19 protein-coding genes are annotated in these 16,129 nt (G+C 65.4%); 10 read left to right on the top strand and 9 right to left on the bottom strand.

Annotation, left to right across the window (positions count from 1 at the left end; translation table 11 throughout):
• Positions 1-129 precede the first annotated feature (129 nt).
• From DKT77_RS00240 to ptsP, 5 genes are all read left to right on the top strand, one after another.
• Complete coding sequence (locus tag DKT77_RS00240) at positions 130-606, top strand: NUDIX hydrolase (protein WP_109809731.1); 477 nt, start codon at positions 130-132, stop codon at positions 604-606.
• Between the two features lie 88 nt (positions 607-694).
• Positions 695-1,168, top strand: coding sequence for a DUF1178 family protein (locus DKT77_RS00235; protein WP_109809730.1), 474 nt, complete (start codon positions 695-697; stop codon positions 1,166-1,168).
• 3 nt (positions 1,169-1,171) lie between these two features.
• Complete coding sequence (locus DKT77_RS00230; RefSeq protein ID WP_109809729.1) at positions 1,172-1,834, top strand: SDR family NAD(P)-dependent oxidoreductase; 663 nt, start codon at positions 1,172-1,174, stop codon at positions 1,832-1,834.
• Between the two features lie 150 nt (positions 1,835-1,984).
• Complete coding sequence (locus DKT77_RS00225; RefSeq protein ID WP_109809751.1) at positions 1,985-3,244, top strand: aspartate kinase; 1,260 nt, start codon at positions 1,985-1,987, stop codon at positions 3,242-3,244.
• Between the two features lie 9 nt (positions 3,245-3,253).
• Complete coding sequence (ptsP, locus tag DKT77_RS00220; RefSeq protein ID WP_109809728.1) at positions 3,254-5,497, top strand: phosphoenolpyruvate--protein phosphotransferase; 2,244 nt, start codon at positions 3,254-3,256, stop codon at positions 5,495-5,497.
• A 52-nt stretch (positions 5,498-5,549) separates the two neighbouring features.
• Here the strand turns inward: ptsP and DKT77_RS00215 are convergent, their stop codons facing one another.
• The 6 genes from DKT77_RS00215 to ssb form a co-directional block, all read right to left on the bottom strand.
• Positions 5,550-6,638 (bottom strand): ABC transporter ATP-binding protein, encoded by a 1,089-nt coding sequence (locus DKT77_RS00215; protein ID WP_109809727.1) that lies wholly within the window; start codon positions 6,636-6,638, stop codon positions 5,550-5,552.
• Positions 6,635-7,435: an ABC transporter permease gene (locus DKT77_RS00210; RefSeq protein ID WP_109809726.1), complete on the bottom strand. Its 801-nt coding sequence runs from the start codon at positions 7,433-7,435 to the stop codon at positions 6,635-6,637. The genes DKT77_RS00215 and DKT77_RS00210 overlap by 4 nt, the downstream gene beginning before the upstream one ends.
• A complete protein-coding gene (locus DKT77_RS00205; protein ID WP_109809725.1) occupies positions 7,435-8,307 on the bottom strand; it encodes an ABC transporter permease in 873 nt (290 codons plus the stop codon). The genes DKT77_RS00210 and DKT77_RS00205 overlap by 1 nt, the downstream gene beginning before the upstream one ends.
• 127 nt (positions 8,308-8,434) lie before the next feature.
• Positions 8,435-8,941, bottom strand: coding sequence for a 30S ribosomal protein S9 (gene rpsI / locus DKT77_RS00200; RefSeq protein ID WP_109809724.1), 507 nt, complete (start codon positions 8,939-8,941; stop codon positions 8,435-8,437).
• Complete coding sequence (gene rplM / locus DKT77_RS00195; protein WP_109809723.1) at positions 8,941-9,405, bottom strand: 50S ribosomal protein L13; 465 nt, start codon at positions 9,403-9,405, stop codon at positions 8,941-8,943. Before rplM ends, rpsI begins: the two co-directional genes overlap by 1 nt.
• 299 nt (positions 9,406-9,704) lie before the next feature.
• Entirely contained in the window at positions 9,705-10,238 is a 534-nt protein-coding gene (ssb, locus tag DKT77_RS00190; protein ID WP_109809722.1) for a single-stranded DNA-binding protein, read from the bottom strand.
• Positions 10,239-10,386: 148 nt separating this feature from the next.
• Between ssb and DKT77_RS00185 the strand changes: the two genes are divergently transcribed.
• The gene (locus DKT77_RS00185; protein WP_109809721.1) at positions 10,387-10,980 is read left to right on the top strand and encodes a lytic transglycosylase domain-containing protein; all 594 of its coding nucleotides are present in this window, start codon (positions 10,387-10,389) and stop codon (positions 10,978-10,980) included.
• Positions 10,981-11,357: 377 nt separating this feature from the next.
• Positions 11,358-11,804: a VPLPA-CTERM sorting domain-containing protein gene (locus DKT77_RS00180; RefSeq protein ID WP_238547580.1), complete on the top strand. Its 447-nt coding sequence runs from the start codon at positions 11,358-11,360 to the stop codon at positions 11,802-11,804.
• Positions 11,805-11,871: 67 nt separating this feature from the next.
• Here DKT77_RS00180 and DKT77_RS00175 read toward each other — a convergent pair whose 3' ends face one another.
• A complete protein-coding gene (locus DKT77_RS00175) occupies positions 11,872-13,371 on the bottom strand; it encodes a CoA-acylating methylmalonate-semialdehyde dehydrogenase (RefSeq protein ID WP_109809719.1) in 1,500 nt (499 codons plus the stop codon).
• Between the two features lie 166 nt (positions 13,372-13,537).
• Between DKT77_RS00175 and DKT77_RS00170 the strand changes: the two genes are divergently transcribed.
• The 3 genes from DKT77_RS00170 to DKT77_RS00160 all read left to right on the top strand — a co-directional run bounded on the left by DKT77_RS00170 (position 13,538) and on the right by DKT77_RS00160 (position 15,182).
• On the top strand, positions 13,538-13,975 hold the full coding sequence (locus DKT77_RS00170) for a CBS domain-containing protein (RefSeq protein WP_109809718.1): 438 nt from the start codon (positions 13,538-13,540) through the stop codon (positions 13,973-13,975).
• Positions 13,976-14,137: 162 nt separating this feature from the next.
• A complete protein-coding gene (gene coaD / locus DKT77_RS00165) occupies positions 14,138-14,632 on the top strand; it encodes a pantetheine-phosphate adenylyltransferase (RefSeq protein WP_109809717.1) in 495 nt (164 codons plus the stop codon).
• Between the two features lie 136 nt (positions 14,633-14,768).
• Complete coding sequence (locus DKT77_RS00160; protein ID WP_420798281.1) at positions 14,769-15,182, top strand: hypothetical protein; 414 nt, start codon at positions 14,769-14,771, stop codon at positions 15,180-15,182.
• An 80-nt stretch (positions 15,183-15,262) separates the two neighbouring features.
• On the opposite strand, the gene DKT77_RS20780 is transcribed toward DKT77_RS00160, so the two are convergent.
• Together DKT77_RS20780 and DKT77_RS00155 are read right to left on the bottom strand one after the other, a co-directional pair.
• The gene (locus DKT77_RS20780) at positions 15,263-15,427 is read right to left on the bottom strand and encodes a hypothetical protein (RefSeq protein WP_238547578.1); all 165 of its coding nucleotides are present in this window, start codon (positions 15,425-15,427) and stop codon (positions 15,263-15,265) included.
• A 119-nt stretch (positions 15,428-15,546) separates the two neighbouring features.
• Positions 15,547-16,095: an RSP_2648 family PIN domain-containing protein gene (locus DKT77_RS00155; RefSeq protein ID WP_109809716.1), complete on the bottom strand. Its 549-nt coding sequence runs from the start codon at positions 16,093-16,095 to the stop codon at positions 15,547-15,549.
• Positions 16,096-16,129: the final 34 nt, after the last annotated feature.

The following is a 16,129-nucleotide window of genomic DNA, read 5'->3' as shown; positions in this document are numbered from 1 at the left end:
GGCTAAGCGAAGCCACCTGCCCGCAGGGCAACCCCCCGGAACATTTCAGTCAAGGCGGAACACGACGCACTGCCGAACGCTGATTCATTGACCAGTTCAACCAAGACCAGAGGCAGACAAGACGCCCGGATGTCCAAACAGTGCCGCCATTCCTCGCCCATCGGTGCAGACCTGCTGCGCGACCTCAATGCCCGTTCGCAATACGGCGCCCTGTGCTACCGCACGAAGGCAGGCAAGGTCGAGATCCTTCTGATCACCAGCCGGGACACCGGGCGTTGGGTCGTGCCCAAGGGCTGGCCAGTCAAGGGTCAGACACCTGCAGGCAGCGCGACCGTCGAGGCGTTCGAGGAAGCCGGCGTGCAGGGCAAGACGCTGCCGGTCTGCGCCGGGCTTTATACCTACGACAAGGGCGTGCCCGGCGGCGAAGCGTTGCCCTGCGTCGTCGCGCTGTATCCGGTGAAGGTCAAGAAACTGCGCCGCCGCTACCCGGAAAGCGGCCAGCGCACGCGCAAGTGGGTATCGCGCAAGCGCGCCGCCGAAATGGTGAACGAACCCGAACTGGCCGAAATCCTGCGCAACTTCGATCCCGCCGCCATCGGGCGATGACGCGCGGCGGGCGATGCCACCATTACCGGGGAGTTGCCATGACGCTTCGCCCCGCTAGGGTCACGGCCACAGGTCAGGGAATTCGGGAATGATCCGCTACGCTTTGAAATGCGCCTCGGGCCACGCGTTCGACAGCTGGTTTCCCTCCGGGGCGGCTTACGACGCGCTGCGTGACGCAGGGCACCTCGCCTGCCCGGTCTGTGGCTCGGACCGGGTGGAAAAAGCCCCGATGGCGCCCCGCGTGACAGTCGGGCGCGACCGAGCCACAGCGTCCGAGGGCGCGCCCGACGCGCAGCAAGATGCAGCTGTTCCCGCCAACGCCCTCTCTGCACCGCCAAAGGGCGAACTGGCGCGCGCGATCGCCGCGCTGCGTGACAAGATCGAACGCGAGACCGAAAATGTCGGCGCCCGTTTCGCCGACGAGGCGCGGGCGATCCACGGCGGCGAGGCACCGGAACGCGCGATCCGCGGCGAGGCCACCCCGCACGAGGCACGCGCGCTTCTGGAAGACGGCATCCCTGTGCTTCCGCTGCCCTTCGCCAACCCGAAGAAGGTGAACTGACCCGTGCGCGTTCTGATCACGGGCGCCAGCCGCGGCATCGGCCGCGCGCTTCTCGACCATTACACTGCTTCCCCCGGCACCGAAGCCTTCGGCACCGTGCGCGGCGCGGCCGCCGACACCGACCGGCGCCTGCTTCCTCTCGACGTGACCCGGCCCGAGGATTTCCCGCCGCTTGCCGCCCGGCTGGACGGTGCGCCGCTCGATCTGCTGGTTTGCAATGCCGGGGTATTTCCCGGCCCCGACCGCAGTCTTGCCACCGGCATCCCCGCTTCCGATTTCGCTGCGGCCTTCGCTGTCAACGTCACAGGCGTTTGGTTGACGGTGGAAGCGCTGCTGCCGGCACTGCGCCTTGCCCCAGCGCCGCGCATCGCCATCGTCTCGTCGTTGATGGGATCGAGCGCGCGCGCTCCCGGCGGCTCTTACGCCTATCGTGCCAGCAAGGCGGCGGTCACGAACCTCGGGCGCAACCTTGCCGCTGACCTTGCGTCGCAAGGCGTCGCGGTCGGTGTCTACCATCCCGGCTGGGTGCGCACAAACATGGGCGGGCCAGGCGCCGATATCGGCATCGCCGAAGCGGTCGCGGGCCTGACCACCCGCTTCGACGCGCTCGGCCCGGCCAGCACCGGGGTGTTCGAGGGATGGGACGGCACGCCGCTGGCCTTCTGAACGCCGCACGGGAAAGCGCACTCTTGCGGGCGACCCCTCGCTTGCATAAACAGCCCCGACCGGCGACGCGCCGGACACCAGAGGGTCTTGGTCGCCAAGGCCAGTCACGTGGGCCGGGCCGGCCCGGAACCGGGGGGCACCAAAGCGATCATGCCGATCCTTGTGATGAAATTCGGCGGCACGTCCGTGGCCGATCTCGACCGCATCCGCAACGCGGCCGAAAAGGTCCGTACCGAGGTGGACCGCGGCTATGACGTGATTGTCATTGTATCGGCAATGTCTGGCAAGACCAACGAACTGGTGGGCTGGGTGAACGAGACCTCGCCGCTCTTCGACGCGCGCGAATACGATGCCGTCGTGTCCTCGGGCGAGAACGTGACAGCGGGGCTGATGGCCCTGACGCTGCAGGAAATGGACGTGCCCGCGCGCAGCTGGCAGGGCTGGCAGGTGCCGCTGCTGACCACCTCGGCCCATTCGGCGGCCCGGATCGAAGACATCCCGCGCCACAACATCGACCAGAAATTCGCCGAAGGCATGAAGGTCGCGGTCGTCGCGGGCTTCCAGGGGCTCAGCCCCGAGGGGCGGATCACCACTCTGGGTCGCGGCGGGTCGGACACCACCGCCGTCGCCTTCGCCGCCGCCTTCGACGCGGAGCGCTGCGACATCTACACCGACGTGAACGGCGTCTATACCACCGACCCGCGGATCACCTCCAAGGCGCGCAAACTGGACCGGATCGCCTTCGAGGAGATGCTGGAACTGGCCAGCCTCGGCGCGAAAGTGTTGCAGACCCGGTCGGTAGAACTTGCGATGCGCTTCAAGGTGCGGCTGCGCGTCCTGTCCTCGTTCGAGGACAGCACCCCGAATTCCGGCACGCTGGTGTGCGACGAGGAGGAAATCATGGAAAGCAAAGTCGTTTCTGGCGTCGCCTATTCCCGCGATGAAGCCAAGATCACCCTCGTAACCGTCGAGGACCGTCCCGGCATCGCCGCCGCGATCTTCGGTCCGCTGGCCGAGGCCGGTGTCAACGTGGACATGATCGTGCAGAACATCAGCGAAAAGGATTACGACGACCACCCGGGTGCGGTCACCGACATGACCTTCTCGTGCCCCTACGATCAGGTTGCGCGCGCCGAGAAGGCGATCCTCGATGCCAAGTCGCGCGGCCAGATCGAATTCAGCGACCTCGTCGTCGACAAGGAGGTCTGCAAGATCTCCGTTGTGGGGATCGGCATGCGCAGCCATGCCGGCGTCGCCGCGCGGATGTTCGCCGCGCTCAAGGCCGAGAACATCAACATAAAGGTGATCAGCACATCCGAGATCAAGATTTCCGTCCTGATCGACCGGAAATATATGGAACTTGCGGTTCAGGCGCTCCATGATGAATTCGAACTGGAGAAAAGCTCCTGACGGACCCGCATGCCCCAAGCGACGGAAACTGAAAGCCGGAAACTGCTCGGCCGTCTGCGGGAGGCTCTGGCAGATGGCGGTGCCGGTCAGGAACGGCTTGACCGGATCACCAAGCTGATCGCAGACAGCATGTGCACCGAGGTGTGCTCGATCTACCTGTTCCGCGACAATGACACACTTGAGTTGTGCGCAACCGAAGGGCTGCGCCCGGAATCGGTGCACCAGACTCGGATGCGGCTGGGCGAAGGTCTGGTGGGGCGCGTCGCTGCCACCAGCCGCGCCATCAACAGCGCCAACGCCCCGCAGGAACCCGGGTTCCGCTTCATGCCCGAAACCGGTGAAGAGGTGTATTCCTCGTTCCTTGGCGTGCCGGTCCAGCGGCTTGGCCAGCGCATGGGCGTGCTTGTCGTGCAGTCCAAGGAAGCGCGCAGCTTCTCGGACGACGAGGTCTATGCACTCGAAGTTGTCGCGATGGTTCTGGCCGAAATGGCCGAGCTGGGCGCCATCATGGGTGAGGCCGACAGCATGACGCCGCTGCACCAGCGCGCGCAGATATTCCGCGGCGGCGTCGGGCAGGAAGGCACCGCCGAGGGCCATGTCTTCCTGCATGACCCGCGCGTCGTCATCACCAACCCGATCGGCGACGACCCGGAGGCTGAGCTGAAACGCCTGCGCGCCGCGATCAAGACCCTGCGCGGCAATCTCGACAGCCTGCTGGCCGATGCCGGCAAGATCGAGGGCGACCATGTGCAGGTGCTGGAAACCTACCGCATGTTCGCCAATTCAAAGGGCTGGCTGCGCCGCATGGAAGAAGACATCGCCCGAGGCCTGTCGGCCGAGGCCGCGGTGGAAAAGGAACAGTCCGACGCCCAGGCGCGGATGCGCACGGTGCCCGACGCCTATCTGCGCGACCGTCTGCACGATCTCGACGATCTTTCCAACCGCCTGCTGCGCATCCTGACCGGACAGGGGCGCGATACCGGCGCCGAACGGCCTGCGGATGCGGTGCTGGTCGCGCGCAACATAGGCCCAGGTGAATTGCTGGAATACGGCCGCACGCTCAAGGCCGTGGTGCTTGAGGAAGGGTCGGTCGGAAGCCATGCGGCCGTGATCGCCCGCGCATGGGCCATTCCGCTGATCGTCAACGCGACCGGCATCACCACCGAGGCACTGAATGGCGACGCGGTGCTGGTGGACGGCGATCAGGGCGTGGTGCACCTGCGCCCCGACGACACCGTCACCTCGGCGTTCCGCGACAAGCTGGCGATGCAGGCCAAGGCGCAGGAACGCTATGCCAGCATCCGCGACCTGCCTGCTACGTCAGAATGTGGCCAGCGCATCGTGCTCTACATGAATGCGGGGCTGATGGCTGATCTGCCCAGTCTGAAAGGATCAGGCGCCGAGGGCGTCGGCCTCTTTCGCACCGAACTGCAATTCCTGATCCGATCCAAGGTGCCCCGCCGGGGCGAATTGGCCAGCCTCTATGGCCGGGTAATGGATGCGGCCGGCGGGCGGCGCGTGGCGTTCCGCACGCTCGACATCGGGTCCGACAAGGTGCTGGCCTACATGAAGCCCACCGAGGAACCGAACCCCGCGCTGGGCTGGCGCGCCATTCGGGTCGGGCTCGACAAGAAGGGCGTGATGCGGATGCAGCTTCAGGCGCTGATACGGGGCGCCGCCGGACGGCCGCTGACAATCATGTTCCCCTTCGTGGCGCAGTTCGACGAATTCCGGCAGGCCCGCGCCATGCTGCTGAGCGAGATGGAGCGCGAGCGCAAGCTGGGCCACGTGCTGCCCGAACGGGTCGATGTCGGCGCGATGCTGGAAACGCCAAGCCTTGCGTTCGCACCACGCCAGTTCTTCGAGATGGCTGATTTCATCTCCATCGGCGGGAACGATCTGAAACAGTTCTTCTTCGCCGCCGACCGCGAGAATGAACGCGTGCGCCGCCGCTACGACACGCTCAATGTCAGTTTCCTCAGCTTCCTCGAACAGATCGTCGACCGCTGCGCCGAAACCGGGACGCCGCTATCGTTTTGCGGCGAAGATGCGGGCCGCCCTATCGAGGCGATCTGCTTCGCAGCGATGGGCCTGCGCGCCCTGTCCATGCGCCCGGCATCCATCGGCCCGGTCAAGCACCTGATCCGGCAGACCAACCTGACCGATCTGCGCGCCGTCATCGAAGCGGCCAAGCGGGACGGGTCGCAATCGGTGCGCCCGGCGGTAATGGAGTTTCTTGGCGCCAAGGGCTGATCCCGGTCGCTCTGCCCCGATCCCGCCGCCTCTCGCCGGGCGGGCAGAGGCGTCAGCCCGGAAAGATGCACAAGGCGCCCGGCTCCCACGCCAGCCGCACCTTCGTGCCCCGTTCCAGTACGGGGCGCGAGACAAGGTTTCGCATCGAACAGGTGATCGGCGCAGCCCCGTCCGACAAGGCGATATCGTAGTAGGTCATGTCGCCGTAATAGGCGCGCTCCGCCACCGTACCGTCGCTGAAACAGCCGGTCGGCAGCGCCTCGCTCCCGAACACGACGCTCAGGCTTTCGGGGCGCAGGCCGAATTGCGCCGGACCCGGCCCCGCGCCCGTCGGGACCTGCTCCTCCGGCAAAGGGATCGTGCCCAGCCCGCGGATCGACGCCACGAAACGGCCGTCCTCGCGCCGCAATTCGCCGGGCAGGAAATTCATCATCCCGATGAACTCAGCCACCTGCCGGTTGACCGGCGCGCGATACAGCCGCTGCGGCGTGTCCAGCTGCGCGATACGCCCGTCGAACATCACCGCGATCCGGTCGGACATGATCAGCGCTTCTTCCTGATCATGGGTGACAAGGATGAAGGTGATACCCACCTGCCGTTGCAGACGGCGCAGTTCGCCTTGCATCTGTTCGCGCAGCTTCTTGTCCAGCGCCGACATAGGTTCGTCCAGCAGCAAGACCTTCGGCTTCAGGATCAGTGCCCGGGCCAGCGCGACGCGCTGCCGTTGCCCGCCCGACAGGGCGTGGGCCGCGCGCTTGCCGAACCCGCTCAGCCCAACCATTTCAAGGGCTTCTTCGACCTTCTTCATCTTTTCGGCTCGGCTGCCTGCTGCGCGCCGAAGCCCGAATCCGACATTCTCCGCCACACTCAGATGGGGGAAGATGGCATAGGACTGGAACACCATGTTCGTCGGACGGCGGTTTGCTGGAACGCCGGTCATGTCGCGCCCGTCGATCCGCAGGCTGCCGCTGCTGGGCGTCTCGAAGCCCGCGATGGTGCGCAGAAGGGTCGTCTTGCCACATCCCGACGGACCGAGCAGCGAAAAGAACTCCCCCGCGCCAATCTCCAGCGTCAGGTCACGCAGCGCGTGGTAGTCACCATAGTACTTTTCCACGCCTGCGAGGGAAATCAGGGGGGTCACAGGAAGCCTCCAGTATCGGTGTCGCCCCGCTTGCGCACGCCGCGCCGCCGGGCCAGTTCCGCGATTGTCAAAAGGATCACCGACGCTGCCACCAGGATCGTGCCAAGCGCCATGACCGCGGGAAGGCGCTGCGGAAAGCGCAATTGCCCCCACAGGTAGACCGGGAGCGTCGCCTCGGTGCCGGACAGGAAGAACGCGATGATGAATTCGTCCATTGATATTGTGAAGGCGATCAGCATGGAGGCGACAATACCGGGCATGACCAGCGGCAGGATCACCAGTCGGAAGGCGCCCCAGCCGGTTTCGCCAAGGTCCACCGCCGCCTCTTCAAGCGCATTGTCGAGCGACTGGAACGCGCCGTTCAGGATGGCGATGCAGAACGGCGTGCAGATCAGCACATGGCCCAGGATCACCGTCAGAGCCGACAGTTGCAGGCCGAGTTGCAGGAACACCACCAGCAGCGACACGGCCACGATGATCTCGGGCAGCACCAGTGGCAGCATCACCAGCCCCATAATCCCGCCCTTGGCCGGAAAGCGGTAGCGCGCCGCCGCGCGCGCGGCGCAGATGCCCAGCAGCGTGGACACCGCCGCCGTCACCAGCGCGATCTTGAGCGAGGTCAGCACCGCGGCATGCAGCGCCGGGATGTCCGCCAGTTCGGTGAACCACTGCGTGGTGAAACCGGCCAGCGGGAAGGCGATCACAGTCGAGTCGTTGAACGCGAAGATCGGCAACAGCACGATGGGCAGGTAGAGGAACGCAAGATAGAGCAGCGTGTAGATCCGCAGCCCCCGCATCAGCCGCGCCTCTTCAGAAAGCGGCGGTTGGCCAATACGAACAGCAGCGCGATGCCGCTGACGATCAGCATGGCCAACACCGCGAGCGTCGCGCCCATCGGCGCGTTGTTCAGCCTCAGGAACTGGGTCTGTATCATGTTGGCGATCATCAACCCGCCCGGCCCGCCGACGAGGCGCGGTGTGATGTAATCGCCGATGGTTGGGATGAATACAATCAGGCTCGCCGCGACGACGCCGGGCATGGCAAGCGGGAGCGTCACCCGCACGAAGGCCGAACGCGCCGTTTCACCAAGGTCGCGCGCGGCTTCCAGAAGCGACCGGTCGATGCGTTCTAACGCGACGAAGATCGGCAGGATGGCGAAGGGTGCGAAGGCATGGGCCAGCGCGATCACCACCGCGTTCAGGTTGTAGAGGATCACGGTCAGCGGCGCGTCGATCAGCCCGATCCCGATGAGCGAGGTGTTCAGCACCCCGTTGAACCCCAGGATGACCTTCCACAGGAAGATCCGCACAAGGTAAGAGGTCCAGAACGGAATTGTGACGAGGAAGATCCACAGCGCCTTGCGTTCCGGCGCGACGTGGAACGAAATGTAATAGGCGACCGGGAACGCAAGCACGACGGTGATCAGCGTCACCACCCCCGAGATATAGACCGAGCGCGCCATAAGCTCGCGATAGATCGGGTCGGTCCAGGCCTCGCGGTAATTGTCCAGCGTCAGCGTGGTATCGAGATCGAGGTAATCCTGCGTCCAGAAGCTGAACAGCACGATCACGGCCATCGGCACCGCCAACAGTGCCACGGCGTAGACCAGCGGCGGCGCCACCAGCGCCAGTCCGGTCGCGGCCTCAGACCTCTGCGTTGCTCCTGCCATCACCCTGCCCCGGCCCTGTTTGGACAAGTTATTCCGACTTGCACGGCCGGTGTAAACAGACCCTGCAACCGGACATGAAAAAAGGGGCCGCATAGGACCCCTTTTTCCGGATGGTATGCAAACGCGATCAGCGCTTGGAGAACTGGAAACTCCGGCGGGCCTTGCGGCGGCCGAATTTCTTGCGTTCCACGACGCGGCTGTCGCGGGTCAGGAAGCCTGCCGCCTTCAGCGGGCTGCGCAGCGACGGGTCATAAAGTTGCAGCGCCTTGGACACGCCGTGCTTGACCGCGCCGGCTTGGCCGGACAGGCCGCCGCCCTTGACGGTCGCCATCACGTCGAACTGGTCCTCGACACCGGCCACGGTGAAGGGCTGGCGCAGGATCATCTGCAGCACGGGACGTGCGAAATACACGCTCATGTCCTTGCCGTTCACCACGACCTTGCCCGAACCCGGCTTGATCCAGACGCGGGCGACCGCGTCCTTGCGCTTGCCGGTGGCGTAGGAACGGCCAAGGCTGTCGCGGACTGGCTCGCGCGGGGCTGCATCTTCCAGCGCCGAGAGGTCGGTCATGCCGGTCTCGGCCATGTCGACGGCGCCTTTCAGGTCGTCGAGCGATTTGATTTCATCAGCCATCATGCGCTCCGGGTGTTCTTGGAATTCAGGGTCTTCACGTCGAGCACTTCGGGCGCCTGCGCCTCATGGGGATGCTCGGTGCCGGCATAGATGCGCAGATTGGTCATCTGCTTGCGGCTCAGGCGGTTGCCCGGCAGCATCCGCTGCACGGCCTTCTCCAGCACCCGCTCGGGATGCGCGCCGTCCAGAACCTTGTCGGCAGTGACCGACTTGATCCCGCCGGGATGGCCGGTGTGGCGGTAATACGTCTTTTGCGTGCGCTTGCGGCCGGTCAGCTGCACCTTGTCGGCATTGATGACGATCACGTTGTCACCCATGTCCATGTGCGGTGTGAAGCTGGCCTTGTGCTTGCCGCGCAGGCGCATGGCGATGATCGACGCAAGACGGCCCAGAACGACGCCCTCGGCATCGATCAGGATCCATTTCTTGTCGATATCAGCCGGAGTGGCTGTAAAGGTTTTCATGGTCACGACCTTCGGTGTTGGTCGGGAAGGCATGGCGGCCCGCCCGGAAACTCGGATTGCCGCGTTCTACGGGTTTACGCGGCGCAGTCAAGGCCCGGCCGCCCGGATAAATCATTCACAAACAGTGACTTGAAAAATAGGTATCATATTACCCTAAAAATCATGCCGCTTCGCACCCCGCCGCGCGGCCCCGCCGGTGCTTTGCCCCGCACCGGGGCTTAGAAACGCACAGGGGCGGCGCGTCCCGGCTCCGGCCCCGGATGCGCCGCCCCTGCCCGTCACCACAGTCCGCGGTGCGATCAGAACGGGATTTCGTCGTCGTCGATGGAACTCGACGGCGCCGGGGCGCGACGCCCTCCACCGCCGCCGCCGCCGCCAGCGCCGCCGCCCATGCCGCCACGGTCGTCATACCCGCCGCGGTCGTCATATCCGCCAGCGGACTGGTCCGACACATAGCCGCCGCCACCGCCGCCGCCTTCACCGCGCCCGTCCAGCATGGTCAACTCGCCCTTGTAGGGGCGCAGCACGACCTCGGTGCTGTACCGGTCCTGCCCGCTCTGGTCCTGCCACTTGCGGGTTTCAAGCTGGCCTTCCAGGTAAACCTTGCTGCCTTTGCGCAGGTATTGCTCGGCCACCTTGGCCAACGGTTCGCTGAAGATGGCGACGCTGTGCCATTCCGTCTTCTCGCGATTTTCGCCGGTGTTGCGGTCGCGCCAGCGTTCGGACGTGGCGATGCGCAGGTTGACCACCTTGCCGCCGTTCTGGAATGTCCGCACTTCCGGGTCACGCCCCAGATTGCCCACCAGAATGACCTTGTTGACCGACCCTGCCATACGCTGTCCTTTCGACGATTCTTGCTGCGTGGACCTGTTTAATCATAGCCCGCCGCGCGAAGGAACATGCACCGCCCCGGCAGACTGGCGCTGCGGGCCGAAAAACGCTAAAAGACCGCCAACCAGGATCGAACCGGGGCAGGCACGCATGCGCAAACTGATCGGAATCGGGGCACTTGCCGTGCTGGCATGGGGCACGGCGCTGGCCGATACCGCGACCGTGTCCAGCAAGGCGCGGTCGGCCATCTTCAGCAAACAGGTCGACGTGCTCGACCGGCGCGCGGCGTCGCAATACGAATATTCCTCGCGGCTGGTACCGCAGACGGACTTTCCGGCCGGGCTGGCCCTGCCCCGCGCGGGCAGCGCGCAGTATCGCGGCATCTACCTGCCTATCGCCCAGGAACTGGCCCGCAAGCACCGCATCCCGCAGGCGCTGTTCGTGCGGCTGGTGCAGCAGGAAAGCAACTGGAACCCTTTGGCGATCTCGCACAAAGGGGCGATCGGGCTGGCGCAGCTGATGCCAGGCACCGCGAAATATCTGCGCGTTGACCCGTACGATCCGCGCCAGAATCTTGAAGGCGGCGCACGATACCTGCGCGAACAGTACGACACCTTCGGATCGTGGCAGCTTGCGCTAGCTGCCTACAATGCCGGGCCGGGCGCGGTGCGCGAACATGGCGGCGTGCCGCCCTACCGCGAGACCCAGAACTACGTGCGCAAGGTGCTCGGCTTCCCGGGCTGAGTCGCACCGCCGAGGCAGACTATGCACCCCAGAGGCGAGTGACCTGATCGGCGCTACAGCTTCCAAAGCGATTGCCGCACGTGTCTAACTCGAAATTTCCTGTGAATTTCCTGCTAGGGTTGAATCCCCTCGCGCCTTGGTTGCTATTAACCTCTTCTTATCGATTGGTTATTCGAGGTACAGACTTTCGGGTATATTCTACCTAAACGTAAGTAATTCTTACGCCCGAAAGGCAAAACATCACATGAACAAGTCTTTTTTCTCCGCAATCGCGGCTCTGTTGATCGGTAGCTCAGCCACCGCCTCGACGACCCTCGATATCGTTGGCACCCGCGTGAACGGTCCGAACATCACACTATAACTACGTGTTCGGCGAAGTGACCTGTTCGATTGCATGCCGGGGCGTGCTGAACGACGGCACGCTGTCCGACCTGATCGCCGATGGTCAGGTGCTTGGCAATGCCAGCCCCGAAAGCGAAGTCAACGCGCTGAACGCGTTCTTTACTCCCACCGGCACATTCGAGGCCAGCGGCGCAACCCGTGACGAAAGCCCGGCGAACACCTTCGACTTCACATCGGCCTATGTCGCGCTGAAGGTCGGCCGCCAGACCGCGTACATCTACAACAGCGCCGGTGCGACCCAGACGATCACCTATTCCGGCAACCCGGCCGGTGGTCTGAGCCACGTTACGTACGTCGGCACGCCCGGCACGCCCTCGTCCGGCCCGGGCAACCCGCCGACACCGCAGGTCCCGCTTCCGGCAGGCGTGTTCCTGCTAGGCGGTGCACTTGGCGCGCTTGGGGTCGCCCGCCGCCGCACCTGACAGCGGCCCTACCACAAGGGTACCGGAAGACAGCAACGGAGCGGCCGGAAGGCCGCCCCGTTCCGATTCAGTCCATCGCCTTGAAGTGGAACTCGCCGCCATCCTTCAAACCCGACGGCCAGCGCGCCGTCACGGTCTTGGTGCGCGTGTAGAAACGGAAAGCGTCCGGCCCGTGCTGGTTCAGATCGCCGAACCCCGATTTCTTCCAGCCGCCGAAGGTGTGATAGGCCAGCGGCACCGGGATCGGCACGTTGATCCCCACCATCCCGATATTGATCCGGCTGGCGAAATCGCGCGCCGCGTCCCCATCGCGGGTGAAGATCGCCGTGCCGTTGCCGTACTCATGGTCCATCGCCAGCGCCAGCGCCGCGTCATAGCTCGGCGCGCGAACGCACGACAGCACCGGCCCGAAGATCTCCTGCCGGTAGATGTCCATCTCGGGCGTGACCCGGTCGAACAAATGCGGGCCCACGAAGAACCCGTCTTCATACCCCTGAAGGCTGAAATCGCGTCCGTCCACCACCAACTCCGCGCCCTGGTCGATCCCCGACTGCACCAGCCCCAGGATCTTCTCCTTCGCCGCCGCCGTCACCACGGGGCCGTAATCCACGTCCGCTCCGGCGGTATAGGGCCCGACCTTCAGCTTTTCGATCCGCGGCACCAGCTTCTCGATCAACCGGTCCGCCGTCTCATCGCCCACGGGCACCGCAACCGAGATCGCCATGCAGCGTTCGCCCGCCGCGCCATAACCCGCGCCGATCAGCGCATCGGCCGCCTGGTCCATGTCCGCGTCGGGCATGACGATCATGTGGTTCTTCGCCCCGCCGAAGCACTGCACCCGCTTTCCGTTGGCGCAGCCGCGCGCATAGATATACGCCGCGATCGGGGTGGAGCCGACAAAGCCCACAGCCTGGATCGTCTCGTTGTCCAGGATCGCGTCCACGGCCTCCTTGTCGCCGTTCACGACCTGCAGCACGCCGTCCGGCAGCCCCGCCTCGGACAGAAGCTCCGCCAGCATCAGCGGCACCGAAGGATCGCGCTCGGACGGCTTGAGAATGAAAGCGTTCCCGCAGGCCAGCGCCGGGGCCATTTTCCACATCGGGATCATCGCCGGAAAGTTGAACGGCGTGATGCCCGCCACCACCCCCAATGGCTGACGCATCGAATACATGTCGATCCCCGGACCCGCGCTGTCGGTGAACTCGCCCTTCAGCAGATGCGGCGCGCCAATGCAGAACTCCACCACCTCCAGCCCGCGCTGCACGTCGCCCTTGGCATCGGGAAGCGTCTTGCCGTGCTCGCGCGACAGCGCCTCGGCCAGCTTGTCCATGTCGCGGTTCAGCAGGCGCACGAACTCCATCATGACCCGCGCACGCTTTTGGGGGTTGGTGGCGCCCCAGGCAGGCTGCGCCGCAGCGGCGTCCGCCACCGCGCGGTCCAGTTCCGCCTTGCCCGCCAGCGCGACCTGCGCCTGTACCTCGCCCGTGGCGGGGTTGAACACGTCCGCCGTGCGCCCGCTCGTGCCCGCGACCCGCGCGCCGTTGATATAGTGACCTATGCTGTCCATGACCGTCCTCCCGTTATCGCTTCCGCCTGTCTATGACGCCGCAGGGCCTGCGGTAAAGCCGCCCGCGCAAAGGCATTTCCCCGCCAAGCCCCGCAAATGTCCTTGACAGATCGTGGCACGCGGTCTGACCTGTTAGAAGACAAGAAGGCGGGGAGGAAAGCCGAAAATGCGCGTGCAACAGATTCTGAAATCCAAGGACAGCGACAGCGTCATCACCGTGGCACCGGGGTCGTCCGTGGAAGAGGCCGCGAAGCTTCTCTCGGCCAAGCGGATCGGTGCCGTGATCGTGTCCGGCGACGGCAAGCGCGCGGATGGCATCGTGTCCGAACGCGACATCGTGCGCGAGCTTGGCCGCAAGGGCGCCGCCTGCATGTCACAGACCGTGGACAGCATCATGACTGCGAACCCGGTGTCCTGCGGCATCGACGATCTCAGCGACGACCTGTTCCGAAAAATGACCGATGGCCGGTTCCGTCACCTGCCCGTGGTGGACGACAACGGCGATATGGTCGGCTTCCTGTCCATCGGCGACGTGGTCAAGGCGCAGCTGTCCAAGCTGGAAATGGAAAAGGACGCGCTGCAAGGCATGATCATGGGCTTCTGATCAGGCCGCGCATCGGGCCTGCATACCGCCGCACCGGGCCTTCCGGGCAAGCGGCGGGGGCTGCTCGGGCAGATTGGCGCAGCACACCGCCCCGGCCTTGCAACGGCGCGCATGATAATGTTGCGTGCGCTGAACCGGGAGCGGAAATCAAAGGCACACCCCATGCGTATCGGATTGTATCCGGGGACATTCGATCCCCTGACCCTTGGGCATGGCGACATCATCCGCCGCAGCTTCGCGCTGGTGGACCGGTTGGTCATCGGCGTGGCCATCAACCGCGACAAAGGCCCGCTCTTCACGCTGGAAGAACGGGTGGAGATCATTCGCTCCACCTTCGAAGGCATGGGGCGCGACGCGGGCTGCGAGGTCATCGTGCACCCTTTCGAGAACCTTCTGATCGACTGCGCCCATGACGTCGGCGCGTCGCTCATCATCCGGGGCCTGCGCGCGGTGTCGGATTTCGAGTACGAGTTCCAGATGGTGGGCATGAACCGTGCGCTCAGGGCCGATATCGAAACCGTGTTCCTGATGGCCGAGGCGCAGCACCAGGCCATCGCCTCGCGGCTGGTGAAAGAAATCGCCCGGCTTGGCGGCGACGTGTCCCGCTTCGTCACTCCCGAGGTCGAGGACGCCCTGCGCCGCAAGTTCGCCCCCTGATCCCCCGCCCTGCCCGGCCGCGCGCAAGGCCGGTGCCTGTCGCCCCCCGCGCGCGCCAGCGAAGGACCGCGTCTTGACCGACGACATCTCGTTCGCCCGCCTGCCCAGGATCGCCCCGGCCGAGATCGCGGCCCACATGTCCGATCCCCGGCTTGCGCTGCACATGCCGCTGCTTGTGCCGCGCGCATGGGGCCCACAGGACGCGGCCGCGTTCGTCGCCACCAAGGAAGCGTGCTGGGCGCGCGACGGGCTTGGCCACTGGGCGTTCCTCGCCGATGGCCGCTATGTCGGCTGGGGCGGTTTCCAGAAGGAAAGGGGCGAATGGGATTTCGGGCTTGTGCTGCGGCCTGGCGACTTCGGCCTAGGCGCGCGCATCACGCGCAAGGCTCTCGCCTTCGCCCGTGCCGACGACCGGATCCCGTTCGTGACATTCCTGTTGCCGCCCTCGCGACGGAAACTGGCCGCGCTCACCCGGATCGGTGCGCGGCAGATCGCATCGGTCGATTACGAGGGGGTGCCGTTCCTGAAATTTCGCCTTGAAACCGCCTGAACTGCCGGCACGAAAAAGGGCGCTCCGCTTGGCGGGCGCCCTTCAGACATTCTGCGGCGCAGGGCCTGTGCTGTCCGGGGTCATTGCCCGTAGACGGCGGTATGAGCCAGTTTGGGCAGATCGTTCGGCCCAAGGTCGAAGTCGATCATCGTGCCGAGCGGCATGGATTGCAGCTCTGCCAGGGTACGATTGTATTCGGCGCGCTTGCGTGCGGCCGTGCGGATCTGCGTGATGATTGCCGTCATATTGGCCTCCTTTGGTCTTTCACTGTCCGATGACAGGAAGATGGGCCGTAATGGTGCCGCTAACAATGCACGATGCTGCAGTGCCGCATTGCACTGGATGCAAAGCGGCGCGCGGCGGCTCAGCCCCCGCGGGCGGCCTCCAGCGCCTTGCCGAAACGGGGCAGGCCGGATCGCTTCAGGATCTCGCGCGGTCCCAGCCCGCTTGCGCGGCCCATGCCCTCCAGCACAGGCGCAGCCAGATGCGCGACCACACCGGGATGCGCGCCCAGCAGTTCCAGCAGCAGGCTGTCCGGCGCGCGGGGCTGCACGCCGTGCCGCGCGAGCGTGCGAGGCGGAAAGTCGCGCAGGTTGCGCGTGACCAGAAGCTCCGCCCGTCCCGCCAGCGCGGCGGCCAACACATGACGGTCATTTGCATCCGGCAACGACAGCGCGTCCTCCATCCCGTCCGGTACCGCGATCTCGGCGTCCGGAAAGGCGGCACGGGCGCTGGCGATCTCGGCGCTGGCCTGCCCGCCCTGTTCGGGATGAGCGCGCAGCACCGCGCGGCGCCACTCCTCCAGAATGCGGGTCGACCACAAAGGCACGATCAGACCGGCCCCGGCGCTGCCCAACAACAGCGCGCGCGGCACGGTCGGAAACAGCACGCAGGCATCGATCAGAACGCGCACGGCGCCCTCCCTTTCCCGAACTGCCGCCGGTGCC

This window comes from Meridianimarinicoccus roseus (assembly GCF_003172915.1).
In the GTDB taxonomy this organism is placed as follows: domain Bacteria; phylum Pseudomonadota; class Alphaproteobacteria; order Rhodobacterales; family Rhodobacteraceae; genus Meridianimarinicoccus; species Meridianimarinicoccus roseus.
Note: the sequence above shows the minus strand (reverse complement) of the source record. Positions and strands in the feature narration are given on the sequence as shown.

Excerpts from the sequence above, each read along its gene's own strand:
- DKT77_RS00240 (WP_109809731.1), top strand. The coding sequence starts at position 130 with ATGTCCAAACAGTGCCGCCATTCCTCGCCCATCGGTGCAGACCTGCTG.
- DKT77_RS00235 (WP_109809730.1), top strand. The coding sequence starts at position 695 with ATGATCCGCTACGCTTTGAAATGCGCCTCGGGCCACGCGTTCGACAGC.
- DKT77_RS00225 (WP_109809751.1), top strand. The coding sequence starts at position 1,985 with ATGCCGATCCTTGTGATGAAATTCGGCGGCACGTCCGTGGCCGATCTC.
- ptsP (WP_109809728.1), top strand. The coding sequence starts at position 3,254 with ATGCCCCAAGCGACGGAAACTGAAAGCCGGAAACTGCTCGGCCGTCTG.
- DKT77_RS00210 (WP_109809726.1), bottom strand. The coding sequence starts at position 7,435 with ATGCGGGGGCTGCGGATCTACACGCTGCTCTATCTTGCGTTCCTCTAC.
- DKT77_RS00205 (WP_109809725.1), bottom strand. The coding sequence starts at position 8,307 with ATGGCAGGAGCAACGCAGAGGTCTGAGGCCGCGACCGGACTGGCGCTG.
- rpsI (WP_109809724.1), bottom strand. The coding sequence starts at position 8,941 with ATGGCTGATGAAATCAAATCGCTCGACGACCTGAAAGGCGCCGTCGAC.
- rplM (WP_109809723.1), bottom strand. The coding sequence starts at position 9,405 with ATGAAAACCTTTACAGCCACTCCGGCTGATATCGACAAGAAATGGATC.
- ssb (WP_109809722.1), bottom strand. The coding sequence starts at position 10,238 with ATGGCAGGGTCGGTCAACAAGGTCATTCTGGTGGGCAATCTGGGGCGT.
- DKT77_RS00185 (WP_109809721.1), top strand. The coding sequence starts at position 10,387 with ATGCGCAAACTGATCGGAATCGGGGCACTTGCCGTGCTGGCATGGGGC.
- DKT77_RS00175 (WP_109809719.1), bottom strand. The coding sequence starts at position 13,371 with ATGGACAGCATAGGTCACTATATCAACGGCGCGCGGGTCGCGGGCACG.
- DKT77_RS00170 (WP_109809718.1), top strand. The coding sequence starts at position 13,538 with ATGCGCGTGCAACAGATTCTGAAATCCAAGGACAGCGACAGCGTCATC.
- coaD (WP_109809717.1), top strand. The coding sequence starts at position 14,138 with ATGCGTATCGGATTGTATCCGGGGACATTCGATCCCCTGACCCTTGGG.
- DKT77_RS00160 (WP_420798281.1), top strand. The coding sequence starts at position 14,769 with ATGTCCGATCCCCGGCTTGCGCTGCACATGCCGCTGCTTGTGCCGCGC.
- DKT77_RS20780 (WP_238547578.1), bottom strand. The coding sequence starts at position 15,427 with ATGACGGCAATCATCACGCAGATCCGCACGGCCGCACGCAAGCGCGCC.